The following is a 19,422-nucleotide window of genomic DNA, read 5'->3' as shown; positions in this document are numbered from 1 at the left end:
TGGGTCCTGACCCTAGAAGACGGGCACCGTATAGCGACCCGCTAAGACAGGCCTCCTCAAGTCTTCCTCTCAGCAATCGCTCTAACCGCTGTAGTAATCTATCAGCTATGCGTCTTGAGCCTTAACTTCAGATGTTTTTCAAACAAAGATTAAGTCCTCAGACTGCAAAAAGTCAAAAACCCCATACAACACGATTTTATCACCGCCACTAAAATCTAGGACAGTTCCATCCCCTTTGACGGTGACGTCTACCTGAGAACTCAAAGCTGCGTCGATGATCAACTCATCCTGTGCGCTGTTAAAGCCGAAAACCGAATCGGCACCATCGTCTTTCGAAAAGTAGACGCGATCCCTTGTTTCGTTTCTCAAAGTAATTTCGTCAGCTCCCACTCCACCCCAGAAATCACCGCCAGCATTATGAGAAATGATTGTATCGTCGCCGACACCAGCGTGGATCTCGATTTGACTGCCGCCATAGATATGAATTAAATCGTTGCCGAAACCACTGGAAACCCTCAAACGCTCCCCACCGATGATTTGAAAAACGTCATTGCCTTCGCCACCATCAAGGTCCATATTGTTTGAAGTAATTATAAATCGATCTGCATGTGACGTTCCTACCAAACTTTCGACGCCGGAGAAAACGACTTTACCCCGATCAGTTTCAACTATCTCTTGTCTTGTCCATATAGTGACGCCCTCATTGAATTCTGCAAGAGAAAGAGTATCGTCTCCGCTGCCACCGAATACTGTATCCACGCCTGACGTCACAAAAATTACGTCATTTCCAGCATTCCCGTTCAGCTCATTTCTTCCATCGCCGCCTCGTAGGACGTCGTTGCCGTCTCCACCAATGAGTGTATCGTTGCCGTCGCCTCCGTCGAGGGTATCGTGCCACTGCCCGCCATCGAGAAAATCGTCTCCTGACCCTCCCTCCAAGGAGTCTTTACCGAATGATCCTTGGATATTGTCATGTCCATCACCTCCATAAAGAGAGTCGTTACCGCCCCAACCGCGCAGTGAATCGTTCCCTTTGCCGCCAAAAACAGAGTCGGAACCGCTACCGGAATTCAAGAAGTCTGCGCCATTACCTCCGTAAATCGTGTCTGCGCCTCCTCCTGTTGTGACGCTATCATTACCCCCAAACAGGTTAACTAAATCATCGGATGATGTCCCTTCAATAACGTCAATCTGAGCCGTTCCGAGTATCTCGTTGTAGCTTGGCAGCGTGAACGCGAGCTCCACGACTTGATACGGCAAGAGTTCAACCGTGAATTTGCCGTCAACCTCAACCTGTGTGTGGTTTAGGACTTCGACAGAGGCTCTAACGTCATGTTCGTTGATGACATAGTCTTGTCCGTTTACCGTGATCTTTTTGCTCTCATCCCACGAGCGTGTTCGGTAGTTGAAATGACGCCCGTCTGACGTGGAGTGATCGTAGCCGATCTTTATCGCCGATGTCAGGGAAAAGCCTTCGAAAAGACCTCCTAAAGAGTATGATACTTCTTCGATAAATTCAGAGCGCGACGATAGGTAAACAACAACCTTTTCATCACTTCCATACAGGTGGTGAAGCACGCGTGAAGATGAACTGGAAGTTGCTGAAGAAAGGTACTCCAATCCAGGTAAGCTGGACGACATCAGGTCGAACACAGCTCCGCCAACGCTGTTGATCACAATACCGGTCTCTGTATCTACGATGACCTCTCCAGACCCGGCGAGGTCGCTGGAAGTATTAAGATGAGGTGGCCATAGATATGCTTCATCAGCACCCAGCTCCACAATATGCGTGAAATGGGCGATGAGACTCGAAGCCGCCCGGATACCTAGTTGGTCGAGGTTCGATGTTCTGATGTTCCATTCTGTGATGTTTAGAGTTGCGTCTTCGTTCAGGTAGTTTTGCCAAATTGCAAAATCCAACGAGATCATTTGGTCATTGAGATTATCCACTTGAATGAATTGGCCGCCACCATCTCGAAGGTAAAAGTGTTCAACAACACCGTCTATCTTTTTAAACGCCTCGTCTGAAATCTGTTTTATAACAGTATTATTTGCCTCAATCGTGCGGGTCAGCCAACCACGGTCATCATTTCGTGTGTGAAACTCGCTCTCCCAGCCACCGGCGTCTCCCATTTGAACCCATATTGGATAGTCAACACCAAGGCCGTCGAGAGCATCTGCAATCGCGAGAACTGAATCGTTCGCCACCTGCCCATAGGATGTTTCTGTTTGGTGATTCCAATATTCATTCCCAATTTCGAATGCATGTAATACGTCACCGAAATCTCGAGCAATCAACTCCGCAAAACGTCCAACGTCTTCAGCGTTTGTGTATGCGGCATGAGTGGGTGTTACGACTAGAACTTTGAAGCCTTGCTCTCTAGCAGCGGTAAGAAAATTAACCAAGTTATCCGGCAAGTAGCCGTCTACAATCACACCGTCAATGTATGCCACATCTGGTTGCCCGGCAGGATAACGCTGATAAGTAATATCCAAGTAGTCCACAGCATCGAGAAAATCATCAGATGGAGTACCGTCGACTGTATTGCGCGTGTAAAGGACGTTTCCTCCAAAGTGTTTTTCAGATACGTGAAGGTTGTAGTCGTTAATCTCCAGAAGGGACATGTCTCGCCTAGAAACAACCGTAGTGTCCTCGGCTGGACTAAGATCGAAAACACTTTTTTCGACTCCACCGTTGATATCTTGAGGCTCACTTGTACCATCCACGGCCGATGTACTTAGGGACCTTACTGTAGTCGTCGCCGATATGTGCAGGTTTGAACCATATGTAGCGGCAGTGTCTGTGGCTGCCATGTTTCCAATTAAGTATTGGGGCGCGTCTGTAGCCTCGTCGGCAAGTGATCGTGAGGCCCCTGGGCTATCTGCAAATTCGAACGAGGCTTGCGAAACTTGCTCATTTGTCGATTGAAACGAGTTATCGGAGGCTGTCAAGAACGCAAAATCCATACTGGTATAGAGCATATCCATTTCAACGACAGATTCCGCTTCCGGAACATCACTAAAACCGGCCTGAAGAAAATCGTTCGAGCTAATTAGGTCAACGGATTGAACACTTAACGGTTCAAAGGTGCCAAGAAGATTTAAGACTACATCATTCCATAGGATGATTGGCCATCCATCTTGAAACTCAAGCTCACAATTGCGCAAACCATAGCTGTCTTGGTGTACCCTGTCTTTTGGTGAAAATTTGACGCCACCGTCAAGCTTGGAAGTGTCCTGTGGTCCTCTGCCTACCGTCGCTTTGGTCATTTCTGCTGAGCCTCTTTGGGATACCGGTGCCAGGCTGTTTCTGGCGTCACCGCTATCTTTGCAGAGAAGCGTATTTCAATGTGGGTTGGATTCTGGCGTTATTTAGGAGTGCGTGAAAAATTTTAGATGTATAGTTTTCGTCGCGTTAAACTCACTTTAATAAAATAAATCCGTACAGTCTTAATTCTGTATGAGGTCTTTCGTCGTTTACCACCATTCACATAGTGTGTTTCTATCCTTTCCGCCGCCATGTAGTAGCGTACCTGTGAATTGCCCCCCAAAATTCGGGCACTGATGCAAGCTACGACTTGTTGTCTGCTGATCTGCGAAGAAGACAAGATCAGAGATGATGAAACGGAAGAACTACTGAACTGTGAACCGCGCCGGCCTTGCCGGAGAAAGTTTGAGTTCGTATTTCAACCTTCGATTTTATCTGACTTCCAAGCTTTTTCCTATTGTTCCTCCGCTTTGATTGGCGTGACGCCTTGAATGCTAATGTGCCGCATCAGTCGCTTCACGGTGCAGCGGGCGACATCAATGCTTTCGCGCTTCATCACGTGCTACAGCTTGCGTGCTCCATAGACTGATTGGTGCTTCTTTCATCTTCTTTCACAGATACGCATCCCGCGTGGTGCGATCAGATGCCCGGTCAGGATCGCGTTTTGTAGCAAGGCGTTTGTAAAAGGTGGATGGGTCGATTTGCAGAACTCGGCAGATCGGCTCGCGCAGTGCAAGTATTACGTTCACACCTACGTCAACGCACAGCAGCCCTGCGGCAAGCCAACATTGCATTTGCAGCATCGGAGCTATTTTCTTTCGCAGCCAGCCCGGAGATCGCAATGCGCCGCTTCCTCATCGCAGCCACCCTCGTCCTCGCCACACCCTTGATCGCCTTAGCCCAGGGCCGTCCCGCTGCTGTCGGCGTGCAGGAGGTGGCGATGCGGCTCATGTCTGAAACCGTGCCCGTCTTTGCCGAGATCGTAACCGCGCGGGATGGCGCCGTGGCCAGCCGTGTCGCGGGCAGCGTGGAAACCGTCAACGTTCTGGCGGGCAACAGCGTGGAACAGGGTGACATCCTCGTCGAACTCAACCGCGATCTGCTTGCCATCCGAGTTTCACAAGCCAAGGCCCAGATCGCCGAGGCAGAAGCAAGTGTGGAGACGGGTCGTGTCCGCGTCGACAGTGCTCAGACCAACTTCCGTCGTGTAGACGCGCTGCGCAACTCGGCTTCGTTTTCGCAAGGCCGCTTTGACGATGCACAGGCCGATCTGCAAGTGTCCCGCACTCAACTGGCCGAAGCACAGGCCCGGCTGGAAACGGGGCGCGCGCGGTTGGAAGAAGCTGAATACCAATTGACCCAAAGCCTTGTTCGCGCGCCGTTCGCGGGCGTTGTGCTTGACGTGGAAACGATACCCGGTGCCTTCATCCAGGCAGGCACGCCCGTGGTGCGCCTGCTGGACACCCGGTCGTTTGAGGTCGAAGCGAGCATTCCTGCGCGTTACGTTACTGACCTGCGGCCAGGCCAGTCGATGCAGGGCACCTTTGAAACAGGCACTACCGTTTCCCTCGTGCTCAGGGCAATTCTGCCCGTGGAATCCGCTACCACCCGCACCCGTGCCGTACGTTTCGCGGCGGAGGGAATTGACGCGCTGCCTAACATCGCCGTGGGTCAGTCTTTGACGGTGGATGTGCCAGTGGGCGTCGAACGCGAGGCCCTGACCGTGCCCAAAGACGCGCTGGTGCAGGCGCGTGGTGGCTGGACAGTTTTCGTGGCAAATGACGGCAAGGCCGAACCCCGCACGGTGCTCATAGGCGCACCCTCAGGTGACCGGTACGAGGTGCTGACAGGCCTTGCGCCCGGTGATCAGGTTGTGGTGCGCGGCAACGAACGCCTGCGCCCAGGCCAGGACATCAGCCCGACAGAGGTGAATTGATGGACGCGATCCGATACGCAATTGACCGGCCCATCGCCGTCGTTGCCACCGTTCTCATCGCTGTTCTCTTCGGTGTTCTGTCCCTGACGCGCATCCCGGTGCAACTGGCGCCTGACGTGCGCAAACCCATCGTGGTCGTGGAAACCACCTGGCCAGGGGCCGCGCCCTCGGAAATCGAGCGCGAGATCGTGAACCTTCAGGAAGAGGCGCTGCGCGGGCTCGAAGGGCTAGAGGTGATGACCTCACGCTCTCAGACCGGTGAGGCCGAAGTGACATTGGAATTCGCCGTCGGCAGCGACATGGGCGATATTCTTTTGCTGGTCTCGAACCGGCTAGACCGGGTCAGCGGCTACCCGGATGAGGCCGACGAACCGACGCTCAACACGTCCGGTTCAGACGACAGCCCCATCGCCTGGGTCGTCCTGACCGCAGCCGAGGGCAACACGCGCGACATGGCCACCTATCGCGACTTCATCGAGGACACCGTGCAAGATCGCGTCGAACGGATCGAGGGTGTTTCGGCGGTGAACCTTTTTGGCGGCGTCACCCGCGAATTACAGATCATAGTGGACCCCCTGCGCCTGTCGCGTTTCAACCTTACGGTGCCCGAGGTTGTGCAGACCTTGCGCGCGGAAAACATCTCGATTTCCGCGGGGGACCTCGACGAGGGCAAGCGCCGTTACGTTGTGCGGACCGAAGGCAACCTCAACACCGAAGATGCCATTCGCGACGTTGTTCTGCGCTCGGGTGCGGCCAACGGCGGCATCGGGCAGGTACGTGTCTCGGATGTTGCTCAGGTTGCCTTTGCATATTCCGACCCCACGTCGCGCCTCCGTTTCCGGGGAGAACCGGGCCTTGCCTTCAACATCGTGCGGGAGGCGGGAGCCAACGTCATCTCCACGATGGAGGATGTGCGCGAGACCCTTGCTGAACTTAGCGCGGGGCCGGTCGCAAATGCCGACCTAGTGATGGAACAGGTCTATGACGAGACGATCTACATCGACGGTGCCATCGACCTTGTAACGCAGAACATCTACTTCGGCGGCCTGCTTGCGGCTTTTGTGCTGATGCTCTTCCTCCGCTCCCCCCGCGCGACGCTGGTGGTGTCGCTGTCCATCCCTGTGAGCATTGTGGCCACCTTTGTTGTCATGGCTCTCACGGGGCGCACACTAAATGTCATCAGCCTGGCAGGCATCGCCTTTGCTGTAGGCATGATCGTGGACGCGGCCATCGTGGTGTTGGAAAACATCTTCCGTCTTCGTGAGGCGGGCAAGTCCCGACGCGAGGCAGCCTACGAAGGCGCAAAACAGGTCTGGGGCGCAATCCTCGTTTCGGCACTGACAACGGTGCTGGTGTTCATCCCCATTTTGATCATGCAGCTTGAAGCAGGCCAGCTGTTCCGCGACATCGCCGTCGCGATCTCGGTCTCGGTTCTTCTCAGCCTCATTGTCGCCGTTACCGTAATCCCGGCATTGGCGTCGCGCTTGCTAAGCGAAAAGGACCAGCGCCCAATCCGCCTGCCCGGAATCGACCATTTCGGCAGCGCGTTCAAATGGCTGGTCATGGTCTATGTCCGCTGGACGGTGCGCAGTCGCGTGCTGGGGCTGATGATGGTCGGCTTGATCGCAGGAGGTGCTGCGGTGGCCAGCATCGCCTTCCTGCCGCGCCTTGAATACCTGCCCGAGGGGAACCGCAACCTTGTCTTTGGCCTGATCATCCCGCCGCCAGGCTACAACCTCGATACGACACAAACCATCGCAGAGCGCATTGAGCGGGTGGCAGAGCCCCTCTGGCAAGCGCGCCCGGAAACCGACCTCGATGGCCCCCCTACGATCGACAACTTCTTCTTCGTGGCCACACCCGGCAACAGCTTCGTCGGAGCCGCCGCCACCGACGGGCAGCGCGCGGCGGAGCTCATCCCGGTCCTGTCGCAGCCCATTTTCGCGGAACCCGGCACCTTCGGCTTCATGACGCAGCCCTCGCTCTTTGGGCGCGGCGTTGGCGGGGGACGCACGATCGAGTTGAACGTATCCGGTCAGGACCTGAACGAAATCCTCGCCGTCGCAGGCCAGGCCGCAGGCCTGGTCAGCGGGCTTTTGCCCCGATCCGAAGGGCATCAGTTCCGCCCCATTCCTGGCCTGGAACTGGGCGCGCCCGAAGTACGACTAATCCCGGACCGCCAGCGTCTGGCCGATGCCGGGCTCGACAGTTCTGCCCTTGCCGCAACCGTGGATGCCTTCAATGACGGGCTTCGCGTGGCTGAGATCACGGTGGGGGCTGAGCGCATCAACCTGGTCCTGAAGGGCGACAGTAACGTGCAACAGGCGCTTCGCACCCAAGACGTCGGCAACTATCCGGTGGTGACGCCCGGCGGCCAGATCGTGCCCGTTTCGGCCCTGTCGGAAGTACTCCTCACAGCCGGTCCAACCGAGATAAGGCACCGCGACCGTCTGCGCACTGTCACGCTGGAGGTCCGCCCGTCCGACGCGCTGCCGCTGGAAGCCGCCGTGGAACTCTTACAGACCGAGGTGGTCGACGTGCTTGAGACACAGGGCCTGCCGAGCGACATCCGCCTCAGTGTCACGGGCACTGCTGACCAGTTGAGCCAGACCTGGAACGCGATCCAGATCAACCTCGTGGTTGCGCTGATCATCGTGTTTCTTGTCATGGCGATCCTGTTTGAGAGCTTTGTGCTGCCGCTCGTCATACTGATCGCTGTTCCGGTAGCTGCAGCGGGTGGCGTTGGCGGACTTGCGCTGCTCAACCTCTACCAGACACAGCCGATGGATATGCTGACCCTATTGGGCTTCGTCATCCTCGTAGGGATCGTAGTGAACAACGCTATCCTGATTGTGCACCAAGCACTGTTTCACCTGCGCACCGACCGCATGAGCCCCATCGACGCAATTGAGGAAGCGACCCGCAACCGTATCCGCCCGATCTTCATGTCCACCATGACCTCCGTCATGGGGATGTTGCCACTGATCCTCTTCCCTGGCGCCGGGTCCGAGCTTTACCGTGGGTTGGGCGCAGTGGTGGTGGGTGGTCTCAGCATGTCAGCTTTCCTGACGCTGCTCACGGTGCCACCCCTCCTGCGGCTCTGCCTCACCGAAGCACCGGGTACCGTGCCCGACACGGCCCACAAGCCGGCCTAAAACGGGTTGTTCTGCGTTTATGATGCGGGAAACGAAAGGAGGGCCGTATCGCGCTGTTGCGCAGGCTCTGCGCTCGTGGCCCAAGCACCGCATACCGGCGCGATGTACCAGATGTTTTGATCAAGCGTCGCGCACCCGAACGTAGTGGTTTAAGCACATAAAAAATGAAATTGCTGAGGACCAAGCGACCTGCAGCCTAGTCCACGCGGTCAGTTGGCCGCTTTGCCGTTTCTTAGAGCACAGCGCATAGCGGCTCTGATGGGCGGCACCGTAGCGACGGCTGGCGTGGCTATGCAGAAATTCAAATTGTGTCGTTCGAAGACCTGTTCGGCAGCAAGCTACATGCCGCAGTCCATCGCCAGCATCCACGCGATCTTTACGATGTGAAGCTGCTCTACGAGCACGAAGGCCTGACGGAAGATCTGTTCAGGACCTTCTTGATCCACGTCGCTTGTTCATCACGTCCTGCACATGAGCTGTTGAACCCCAATTTCATATATCTCAACCAACCCTACATCCGTCAGTTCGAAGGCATGACCAAATCACCTGTCGAACTTGATGGCCTCCTGATGACACACAGCCAGCTGATCGCGGACGCTCAATCCCGTTTCGACGAAAGCACTAAACAGTTCCCGCTAAGCTTGCAGGATGGCACCCCGGACTTCTCTGCCATCAATCGACCACAGGCTTCCGAGCTTCCCGCCGTGCGTTGGAAGCTTCTCAACCTGAAGCGACTGATCAGGGACAATCCAAGAAAACACGCCAAGCAGAGGGAAGAGCTGGAGAAACTCCTCGGCTGACACTTCGACCGATTGCTATTCAACGCCCGACCAATTGAAAGTGCTTCGCATTTAAACCGTTGCTAGATCCTCTCGACTCGAGGCTCCGCACAACTTTTTACCCCTGCATCTTCCAACTCCTCCCGGTCCGGCAGGTCCTGGAGAGCCTCCAGATGAAACGCCGCAAGGAACTTTTCGGTTGTCACATAAGTGTAGCGGGCCTCGCGCCGTGGGGATCGGGGTCCAGTGCCGATCAAATCGCGATCATGCAACCGCCCGATCAGGTCGCGGCTGATCTCCTTGCCGAAGATGTCGTTGAGCCCATCGCGCGTAATTGGCTGGTGGCAAGCAATAGCTGCCAGCACCGCGACATCGTATTCGCGTAGGTCGAGGTCTTGGTTTCCCAAATCCGCCGCAGCTTTGAAGGCCGGTGCATAAGCCGATCGCGTGCGCATCATCCAGCCACCCGCGACTTTGGCGACTTCAAAAGACCTTCCTTCAAGATCGGCAACCAGATCGTCGATTAACAAATTGACCGAAGCTTCCTGCCCCACCACGTGGGCCAGGTCCTCGCGCGTCACGGGCGAGGCGGTGGCAAAGAGCACGGCCTCGATCCGGCGCGTCCATTCCCGCCAGCGCAGATCGGTGGGCAGTTCCTCCAGCTCCCGATCGAGTTCTTGGTCAGCGTGATCCTTCGCCATTGCTCAGATCCCGTAAAGCCGGAACGTGTCGCGCCCGGTCAGTTCGCGCACCGCGCCGAGCTCGATAAGCCGGTCGCAGAACCGACGCGCGGCGCGATCGGACCGGAGCGAGGTGAGCGACGTCGGGGCAACAGCGTCCCGGTTCAAGAACAGCGCCACCGCTTCCTCAGCTCCCTTCGCCCGAAGCTTTGGCGCAACCTCTTTCAGGCTGCACACGCGCCGGGCAAAGTCAGTGGCCTCCCGCGTCACCTCGACGGCTGCAGCCACGATCGCTCGATGTCAGGCCAGTTGCAGGTCTGCGCCAGTCTTGCGCAGATCGGTCCTCTTTAGATCCAACGCGATGAGCGGCAGGACATGGCTCCACCCGAGGGCATTCGCCAATGCCGCATCCGCGAGCAGCAGCGGCGCGGTATGGTCTCGCGAAGGCTCATCGATCACGGCTTGAAACACGGCTGCGGCCTGCGCGACCGGCGTCCCCTGCCCTGCAACCAGCCAAGTTGCGATTTGGTCCGCCTCCAACCCCGGAAGTGCGCGGTGCAGGACTTCGACCGAGAACGGCCGCTCAACCGCTCGACGCCATGAAAGATAGATGTCACCCGCCGGTTCTGGACTATCGCCGAGTTGGAGGAACGCCACCGCATCGCGTGATTCTGAAGCCCGTTCGGGGCGTCCCTGGTGCGTCACGCAGGCCCCTGCAGCGCGCAATGCCAGCCGCGCTCGAAACAAGCTCTGGGGGACATCGTTCTGGCTCAACACAAGATGCAGATGGCCGAACGCTGCGTCCGACAAAAACGCCACATCTTCAGGGGTTTCTGACTGATCGGAGGTGACCCAAGCGGGCAGGTTCGGTAGATTAACTAGCTCGTTCTGGGTGGCCGCAGACTGGTATGTCATGCCAAAAGATTATCCCACGACGGCGCTTTCGTTTAAAATATGATGTGCAAACCGCTCCACCTCGTTGGTCTCCTCTACGCTCAATAAGCCGGCATTATCAGATGCTTATCAGATCCATTCCATTGACTCGTTAGACGTGACCAGTGTACTGGCCTCGATCTCAGTGCGGCTAATACTAGTGTGCTTCTGCCACTGCAGGTCCGGCCGAAACAACAGACGTCAAGTTTCAAAGAGTTGGCCGCGATAAGATGCAATTCGCGGCTTGGATGTTCAAAACAGTCTCACGCACGAGGCTCCTACAAGTTGCGGATCGCACACAACTAAGCGAAATGTGCAACACCAAAAAGTGACACTGCGCGATCAAAACATGAACATGAACATGAACATGAAGTGCAAACGTGGATTGTCAGGTGACCGAAACACATAAAAAACAATCGAAGCCGTCATGGGGGCGACAGACACGGTTGCCGCCCTTTTGCCTGCATGTGCGAGCATTGAAAATCTCCTGAGGTCTAGCTGCGTTGAGGCGAAGCTACACAGTGGAAGATACGCCCTTGCCAGCCCATCCGCCCCCCTGCTTCGAGCGAATATAGGCTGTGAACAACGCGCGTATGCCTCACAGCTGCCAAGGTAAAACTTATTGCGATTGCGGAAACCAAAGAAATTCTATCTATCGAGGCCATCTTCACATGGGGCCCGAATTCACCAATCGTTGTGCACTAGTCAGCGGCGGTCCCGTGCATCACTCTGGATCTAGGTTTCGACGTTGAAAGCAATCGCAGGGGAACTGCCGAGAAGCGAAACAACGGGGCACCGTCTTCTCGACATTTGCCAAAATGAAAGGCGGCGAGACCATGGAATTCCACCCGCTGGTCTCGCCGTCACTCTAGGGGAACCGACCCTAGTACTGCAACCCTTCGGCACCGACCCACCGTCCCGAGAACCGTACGGTGAAGTCCACTTCGGTCATGTTTGACTCGAGCGCGTGGTGGTGTTTCTCGGCGACAGCGCGCCAGTCACGATTGCGGCCGTTCGCTGCTTTGCCTCTTCGCAACTCCTGAACCGTTGGCATAACAAGATGCCAGCACGACTCGACGCCTGTGTTCTGGAACCGCTTCAACAACCCGTCAGGTGCATCAAGATCCCGCGTGTCGACCTCGCATGCGCCAACCACAATGCTCTGCAAGGCATGACGGTTCTTGCGCACTTTGGCCCCGCGCGCCGGATCGCGTCCGGGCACCATAAAGCGGGTGTTCGAGACTTGCGTCAGCCGTGCATGCGGGCTGAGGCCTGCCGCCGCCAAACCCGGGAAACAGACGTTGATGCTCTGAATGACGCGGTCGTACTGTCCCGGATAAAAGACGTCGAACATTTCATCCGTCAGCTGGAAGTAGACCTCGCCCTGCTTCGTCAGTTCTTCGAGGGCCGAAGTCTCTGCCCCGACTGCAGGCAACTCGCTCAGCGCAAATCGAAGTTCAGTCATCTGGCCCGACCTATCTTTGCCGGCCTGGATGTAAGCCATCTCGAGGCGTTCAATATCCAGGGCAAGGCGATGGGGCGCGTTGAACTTTTCGACGTCATTGCCAAGACTGGTTGTACGCACGAACGTAGGGCCGTTGGTCGATCCCGTCTCGTCTTGGTAGAGGCTCACCAGCAATTTGCAGAAATCCTGGGTGGTTGCCCATTCCTCGGCATAAAGCGCTTCGATGTCTTCGCGGAATGGCTTGTAGAAAGAGCTCCCCCCGAAAACGTGGTTCCAGGTATCAAGCAGGCCCTGTGCACCCTCATGCTGTAACTCAAGTTCCTCGCGCACCTCCTTTTCCTTGGCGGCGACCTTGCGGGCTTTGGCAAGCTCTTCACCGTCCAGCGTCACTTGTGCCGCCAGCTCAGCCGTCTTGCGCAAAAGATTGGTCGCATCAGTGAACGTGCTGCTCAACGCCTTTGCGTCGTCCTTTTTGTTCCAGAAATAGAGGAACTCCAGAACACCGCCGAGCATCATGGCATGTTCCGCCTGTTCGAGGTTCTGCCCGCCGTTGGAAAACCCAAACGTGTTTGGCAGAGTGGACTTGAGCCCAGCCGAGATTTGCTTGCCCACGACCTTGATCTTCTCACGACCCCATTTTGCAGTCGAAGCGGCCGTTTTCGTGGTTTGAACCCCGACCTCTGCCTGTTTGGCAAGCATGCGCACGACATTGTTGGCCAGCGCGGTCGAAGACTTCGCCAGCGCGGTCCGCTTTATCGTTACATCCATATCCGCAATGTCGATCGTGAAATCCTGCAGATCAATCGCGCGACCCGCCCGATTGACCGCGGCGTTCATGCGGTACTCTTCCAACACCGAGTCCGCCTCTTTCTCGCTGGCAGATTGAAGCCGTGCGCTGGTGGATTTGAGATTGGCGATATACCCCTTTGCCGAGCGCAGGACATAGCCGAAGTTAAGCGGGCTATCGAACGCGTCGCCGTCCCCGGCGCTGTGTCTGCCAAGGCTGAGACGGGATTTCGCCGTCCGTTGCAGAACCTGCGGATTAATCGGCTGCGCCAAAAGCGGCACATTGAGCGGGTGACCGTTCAAGTCGAGCCAATGGCGCAAATTGAACAGCCGAGCCTCGAATGTTTCATAAAGCCCGCGCAGCTCACCGTTATAGGGTGGCAAGAAATCCTCGCAATCGTCTTTTGCAACCTCGCCCAAAGTCGGGTCCGTCCAGGGTATGTTGGTCAGGCTGTCCAGCGTGTCGGGCAGGTTGTCCGAAAACAGTTGCTTTGCAGAAACGTAAAGCGCCTTGGCCCTTTGCAGGCTCTCCTGTGTTTGCTGTTCGTACTCAGCGTCGCCGAAATCAAGCAGCACTTCCAGCATGTTCCGGATTGTTGCTTGTTGGTAATAGAACGGATAATCCCGCGCGATCCGGTCGGGATCGACGATAACATCGCCCGTGTCAAACGCGAGCCCGTCCGTCGGTTCAACCGCGTCGATAAGGGGGGCCACCTGCCAGGGATTGACACGCTGCGGGTCAAAAATGCGCCGCAGCCACTGAAGGGCCAGGCCAAACTGCCCGCTGTTGGCGTAGCCCGCAGCAATGGCCGACGGGATATGGTAGAAAACCTCCCAGCCATAGGCGCCATAAGCACTGTCAAAATCGAAGGTTCCGCTTGGCCAATGCGCATCGGGCACGCCGCCTTTGTCGTCTTCGCTGGAATAAAGCTGGCGCAGCGTCTGTTCAAACGCATCCCGGAACCCGCCCATATCCTCAGGACGGGCAAATTGGTTGTCCAAGGTGAACAGGCTCTCAGAGCCGCCTGGTCGCGGCATCGACTTCGCCAGATCCGACATCACCGACGACGAATTCATCAGCACAAAGGTTTCGCCAAGACCACGCGTCGGGTTTTCAGCCAGGTGCAAAAACGTGCGATTGCCGTGTTGTCCGGTCTGGACCCAGCCGGTGTTGTCCTTCCCCGCCGGCGGGCGCAGGGTAAACTCGGCAAAGGTGAACTCCGCCTTGTGGACCTTCGGATTAACGGGGTGGAGGTCGTCTCGGGTGCTGTCACCGGACGCGTTTGGATAATAGAACGTTCTGGATTTATACTCACGCTTGATCTTAGCCGTCACTTTCACGCGCGCATAGGCTGCGCCGTCAAAGGTCCAGCCGGGCGGGATCTCAAAAATGGGTTCAACAGAATTGTGGTAGTCGTGGATGTAGTCGTGCCCAGGCAAGGGTTCACTTTCGGTGCTGGTCAGGTTCCGTTCGGTGACAAGACCTTCGATGGGCTGTTCGAATTTCTTCCCTTCACTCGTGGTGAAGGTGACTAGGAAATCGACGGTCGTTTTGCTCCAAGCCGAATGCCCTGAGGACCAACCCCCTCCGGGCGGCACATTGATATGAAGCTCCTCAATCCCTGTGGCAAGCCACAACTTGATCCTGCCCAATGTGCCGGAATGTTTGGCGCCCGGATAGAAAGAGAAGAAACCGATGGTCGAGCCCGCCTTGTTCAGCGCTTTCGCAGTCACGGACTTGCCCCTGAAATCAGCCACGAAATGAGAGAGGTCGGGAAAGTCCCTCCAAGTGGTTCCTTGGTCCGCAATGGCGTTGTATTCGTCGACGGGCCGGGGATAGACACTCGCGTAGCCGTCAGGGGCGGCATTATCGAAGGTCGTCACCAACGTGCCGTTCCATTCCAAGATAGCGTCCGACCATTCGTCCGATAGCCGGACGTGCAGCGCCGTCTCATGGGTTTTCAGGTCAACCTTGTCGTCATCCTTGCTGACGTTGCGCGCAAGCGTGATCCCGAAAGAGGCCATCAGCGTCTCATTGCTGGCCGCGCGATTGATCCTTTGCAGTTTGCCATATTCCAACCCGTTCTCGGCGCGGGTTGGGTGGTACGTCCCGTTCAGGACGGGTTTTTCACCCATCCATTCAAACGCGCCATCCACCGACAGTTCCTTTGGCGTGCCCGAGGACGGCGTCACGAACAGCCCCGGCGTCAGCATCGGACCTGACAGCGCATTCAGATCGCACCGCATATAGCGCGGGTGTAGCCGCCAAAGCGATTTATGCGCGCCGGGGGTATCGCCGCCTTCCACGGGCACCCGCCGTTCTTCCAACTCAAGCCAGAAGAAGAAGTAGCGGTTCTTGAAGAAGCAGACCGTCACCTCGGAGAAGAGGTCAAACGTGGTGGGCACATCGACCTCTTGCCAATAGGTCCAGTCCATCGCTTTCAGGAATGGGCTGTCTTTGGGCAGATCGGCGATTGTCTGATAATCGGCATCCAGCTTGCGGTAATAAAACCGCCCCGGCTCCCACTTGGCCTTGGCCAGCAGGTGATAGGTGGCGTTCTCGACGCCGCCATCGCTCCGGTGACGCTCGGTATGCAGGCTGCACAGGCTCAGGTCACACACACCGGCCAGCCCCTTCATATACGCGTTCACGGCCGCTTCGACGCCGTCCTGTGTGACGTCGCTCCCCGATACGGCCTGTTGCAGCGTGTCGAACTCGGGCGAGGTGATCTGGCGCAACTCGGGCTCGATGTAGTTCTGGGGATAGAGCATCAGCTTTTGGTTGGCTTCCCACTGCCGGTAGTCCTTGTCGAGCTCCCATTGCGCGGCCAGCTGGTCGCGGTTGCCGGCGCCATCGGCATTGGTAAAGCTGACCCCAGGTTCCAGCCCGGCCAGTGCGCGAGATATGAAAAGCTGCAGCGTGCTGATCGCTTCGACGATGCGGCTTGTGGGCACAGCGCTGGTGACATTCACATCCAGCAGCAGGTAGGAATACAGTTGTTCGCTGTTGGTCACGCTGTCTTTGAGGAGTTTGTCCTTTGCAATGCGGGTCTGCATGAACGCCGGAACCAGGGCATCGCGTTCCCGCTCTGCCAGACGGTGGCGGAAGCCCGCCACGTGGCTGCCATCGTCAAACCGCGCAAGCCCCGCCTGCGCCGCCGCTGCAGCAGCGGTCCAGTCTTCACTACGCTGACTACTGCTGACCCGCTTGAGCGCCAACAGGTCCTGCGCGCTCAGGTTCAGTTCCCCTGCCAGTCGAACATGCTGCGCAATCAGGTCGATCTGCGCGACAGTGCTTGCCACCGCGCCTGGTCCGATCAGAGCATCCGCATACACGGCCATGTCCTCTGCCGGGCAGTTCAACAAAAGCGCAAGCGTTTGCCGGCTGCCAGCCACCCATTGCGCGCGCATCTGGTCTGGCATGTCGGTCCCGGCGTCATCCGCGTTTGCCAGCGCCAGATACCCTTGCAAGGCGGCATCGGTGGCGGGCGTAACTTGCAACATCGCAAACCGCTGCACCCAGACAAGCTGAGCCAGGTCCAAGGGCCGCGGCGCGCCCTTTGCGTCTGACAGTTCAGGCGCAATCCAGTGCGGCGTGTGCCCAAGCATCGCGATCTCGACATCGCCAAGCTCAAAGGTTGCGACAACCGCGACATGACGCCGGATTTCGGTCAGCCAGTGGCGGGCTTCGCTGTCGTCTGCCCCCTTATGAACCATCCGCAGTAAATCAAGGGGTCCTGTTTGCGCCCAGCGCAGGAGAGGTACCACGCTGACCGCGCTGATCCGAGCATCAATCCCCGCAACCTGCGCTTCGATCATCTGTAACTGTCGGTCCCGCAAAGTCCCCAGACGGTCCACAAGCGTCACCAGCACATCGGCGTTCGCGTCCACATCGGGATCAATCCCATTGCTGACAAGGCAGGCGCGGCAACTGGCTTCGATCCCGTCTCGTGTCGCTTCATCAAGGAACACGCCGTCCACATCGCAGATCGCACCATCACCGCTCACATGCGCGAACCATGCGTTGGCAGAGACGGACGCATCGCCCCATGTTTCAAAGCCGGTAAAAGTGTCTGCTCTGACCGCTACGGGTGCATAGGCTGTTGCCACCCCCTCAAACCACGCGATATCCGCATCCGGTGCCGCCACGCCGCTTGCCGCAGGCGGTGTCAACAGGGACAGCAAGCTATCCGCACTCACGTCGCCCTCCGTCATCCAACGGGCGAGGTCAACCAGCCAGTCCATGGCACTGCACAGCGCATCTGTGTCAGCCTCGGTCTCGTTGCGACGGGTCAGTGTCGCCCAGAGCGACGGTGCGTCGCCAAGCCCGTCGCTGATCCGCTGCATCAGCGCGATGCCCGACAGGATCGGCCAGCCCAGCATCCGGCAGAGCGTAACCAGCCGATAAATGGCGCCCAGTCCGCGCATATCGACGCCTTTCGACAGGCCAAACCCATCATCCAGCGCGTCCGCCAACGCCTCAAACTCCAGCGCCGACAGACCGAACCCTCGGGCGACGAGCGCTGCAAGCACGTCGTCATTGATCGGCGTGCTGCCCTCAGTCACCAACCGATGCAGATGCGGTGCGTCATCGTGAAAGAGCGACGCCATGAAAGACTGTTCTGTCTGTTCAAGCCCCGGCACTGCATTATCACCTTCGATGATCTGATCGGCCCGCCGATAGGGGCTGATCTCACCGAACAATGCGGTAAAGCCCGCAGGGCTCAGGTTGAACGCCTCTTTGTAAAGCGGATAGCTCGCCAAGAGCCGCAGGCCGGTATCGGTCACCCTGCGTTTGGGCAGATGATTGCTGGTCAGGTGCCCGTCAACATAGTCAGCAGCACCCGGCAGCGCCAACACCGTGTTGAGATCATGAAAGGCAAGCCCTGTGCCGTGATGGAGCCGGGCGAGGTAGTTGAAGGTGCGCAGTACCGGCCCGCTGCTTGACCCGACGGCCTTGCCGTCGGGCGTCATGCGCAGCTTGATCGGCTCGGCATTGCCCAGAAACGCGGTCGCAAAGTCGCGTTGTTCCACCGGTGCGCCATTTTCTTGTGCGACGGCGTAAAGCCCGAAAAGCTGGGCAATCCCATCATGATCAAGCCCAAGAACTGTCATAAGCGGATCTATCAGGCCGGGGTCTTGCGACGATGTCGACGGATAAAGCCCGCCGAACGTATTCGAAGTGGTCGTGTGATCGTCAGCTATTTCCGAGACCAGCCGCAGCGTATTGCCCTCCGCTGCGGTCGTGTCCTCCGCGCCCAGCACTCCGATCAACCCTGCCGTATCCTGCGCCCAGCGATGACCGGCGAAAGCGCTTAGGGCCAGACGGTTTGTCCGGACCGCAATGTCGTTGATCCTGGCGTCGCCCAACGCTGCCATGGCCGTGCGCGTCGCGGTCACCCTATGATCGTAAGGCAAAGCAACGGTTTGTTCGTGTCGGCCCATGTCAAAGTCCGAAATTCCGGCCCGCAGGACCTCGTTGACCAGCTCAATGGTCGGCACCTCACGCTTCAGATTGGCCTCGTTCAGCACAAGTGCTGCAAGGTCCGGGCGGCGGTTGATCAGCGCAAAGGGGCTGTCCTTGTCCATCGAGATGCCAAGGCCACGCGCATCGCCCGTTGCAACACGGTAGAGATACCGAAGATAGGCAGCGGGCGACTGGTTGGATTGCAGGCTTGTCGGTTTCGCGTAGGCCTGCACCTCTGCGCTGCGGGCGGTATCACCATGCGGCGACCCGGATGACGTATGGCGCAGCGCCTGGTTCATCGGATCATTGATCGCCAATGCATGCCGCATCCGACGGTAGCTGCGCAGGGCCTCGCGCCGGGACCGGCTGAGCAGCCGCCGCATTTCAGTATCGTCGGTTTGAACGCGCGTCCCGGCGCGGGCAATCCGCGCCATCATCACCGGAACGGATTTGCAGGCCGCGACATCGGCGGCGCTGTCAAACCCGTATCGCGTGATGGCCTCAGCGAGGTCTTGTGGACACGCCTCATTGGCGATGCGCCGGTAAATCGGGTCTTCTGCAAGCGCCGCGTAAGAAACCTGCCGGGGGTTTTTGGGCAGATTGCGGCGATGCGCGACCTTCATCGAGACCCGCTGTGGACGGCTTGATGTGTACTGGCCTAGAATGGCGGTCGATGTGATCAAAGCGGATGTGCCTTTGGCGCTGACAGGCAAGTTGGATTTGGTCATTTTTCGTCTCCGACATTTCTGTAACTATGCGCCAGGATCAGGCGTCATGAGTTGGTCGTCGTAAAACGGGAATTGGTTCAAACAGTCTCAGTGCGGAGCTGTGTTCCATGCAAAGGCGGCAGCTTGGCGCAGAGCAAAAAAGACGCGCAGCCGCAATGATGTGATGTCGGTTCGAGGTCGCGTTCACATGAAGGACTGAGACGGGTAGATTGACACGTTCGCAGC

Annotated in this window: 5 protein-coding genes and 2 pseudogenes; 3 read left to right on the top strand and 4 right to left on the bottom strand. The window is 57.4% G+C overall.

The genetic code is table 11. The features are described from left to right. Positions 1-138: 138 nt before the first annotated feature. Complete coding sequence (locus FD715_RS18245; protein ID WP_147113295.1) at positions 139-3,270, bottom strand: calcium-binding protein; 3,132 nt, start codon at positions 3,268-3,270, stop codon at positions 139-141. An 839-nt stretch (positions 3,271-4,109) separates the two neighbouring features. Here FD715_RS18245 and FD715_RS18240 point away from each other — a divergent pair. The 3 genes and pseudogenes from FD715_RS18240 to FD715_RS18230 form a co-directional block, all read left to right on the top strand. Next, the gene (locus FD715_RS18240; RefSeq protein WP_147113291.1) at positions 4,110-5,204 is read left to right on the top strand and encodes an efflux RND transporter periplasmic adaptor subunit; all 1,095 of its coding nucleotides are present in this window, start codon (positions 4,110-4,112) and stop codon (positions 5,202-5,204) included. Then, positions 5,204-8,359, top strand: coding sequence for an efflux RND transporter permease subunit (locus FD715_RS18235; RefSeq protein WP_147113288.1), 3,156 nt, complete (start codon positions 5,204-5,206; stop codon positions 8,357-8,359). Before FD715_RS18240 ends, FD715_RS18235 begins: the two co-directional genes overlap by 1 nt. Before the next feature lie 287 nt (positions 8,360-8,646). Next, positions 8,647-9,159 (top strand): annotated as a pseudogene (locus tag FD715_RS18230) (nucleotidyl transferase AbiEii/AbiGii toxin family protein); the annotation flags it as partial. Between the two features lie 62 nt (positions 9,160-9,221). Here FD715_RS18230 and FD715_RS18225 read toward each other — a convergent pair. The 3 genes and pseudogenes from FD715_RS18225 to FD715_RS18215 all read right to left on the bottom strand — a co-directional run bounded on the left by FD715_RS18225 (position 9,222) and on the right by FD715_RS18215 (position 19,197). Then, positions 9,222-9,839, bottom strand: a complete 618-nt coding sequence (locus tag FD715_RS18225) for an SMC-Scp complex subunit ScpB (protein ID WP_147113282.1) — start codon at positions 9,837-9,839, stop codon at positions 9,222-9,224. Between the two features lie 3 nt (positions 9,840-9,842). Then, positions 9,843-10,733: pseudogene (locus FD715_RS18220) on the bottom strand (DUF1403 family protein). A 901-nt stretch (positions 10,734-11,634) separates the two neighbouring features. Beyond that, the gene (locus tag FD715_RS18215) at positions 11,635-19,197 is read right to left on the bottom strand and encodes a neuraminidase-like domain-containing protein (RefSeq protein WP_147113279.1); all 7,563 of its coding nucleotides are present in this window, start codon (positions 19,195-19,197) and stop codon (positions 11,635-11,637) included. Between the last annotated feature and the right edge of the window lie 225 nt (positions 19,198-19,422).

The sequence above is a fragment of the Tateyamaria sp. syn59 genome, from assembly GCF_007995245.1.
Taxonomy (GTDB): domain Bacteria; phylum Pseudomonadota; class Alphaproteobacteria; order Rhodobacterales; family Rhodobacteraceae; genus Tateyamaria.
The sequence above is the reverse complement of the archived record's forward strand: the minus strand, read 5'-3'. Positions and strand labels throughout refer to the sequence as shown.

What these genes read in the sequence shown, in the direction of transcription:
- FD715_RS18245 (WP_147113295.1), bottom strand. Translation starts at nt 3,270, where the DNA reads ATGACCAAAGCGACGGTAGGCAGAGGACCACAGGACACTTCCAAGCTT.
- FD715_RS18240 (WP_147113291.1), top strand. Translation starts at nt 4,110, where the DNA reads ATGCGCCGCTTCCTCATCGCAGCCACCCTCGTCCTCGCCACACCCTTG.
- FD715_RS18235 (WP_147113288.1), top strand. Translation starts at nt 5,204, where the DNA reads ATGGACGCGATCCGATACGCAATTGACCGGCCCATCGCCGTCGTTGCC.
- FD715_RS18225 (WP_147113282.1), bottom strand. Translation starts at nt 9,839, where the DNA reads ATGGCGAAGGATCACGCTGACCAAGAACTCGATCGGGAGCTGGAGGAA.
- FD715_RS18215 (WP_147113279.1), bottom strand. Translation starts at nt 19,197, where the DNA reads ATGACCAAATCCAACTTGCCTGTCAGCGCCAAAGGCACATCCGCTTTG.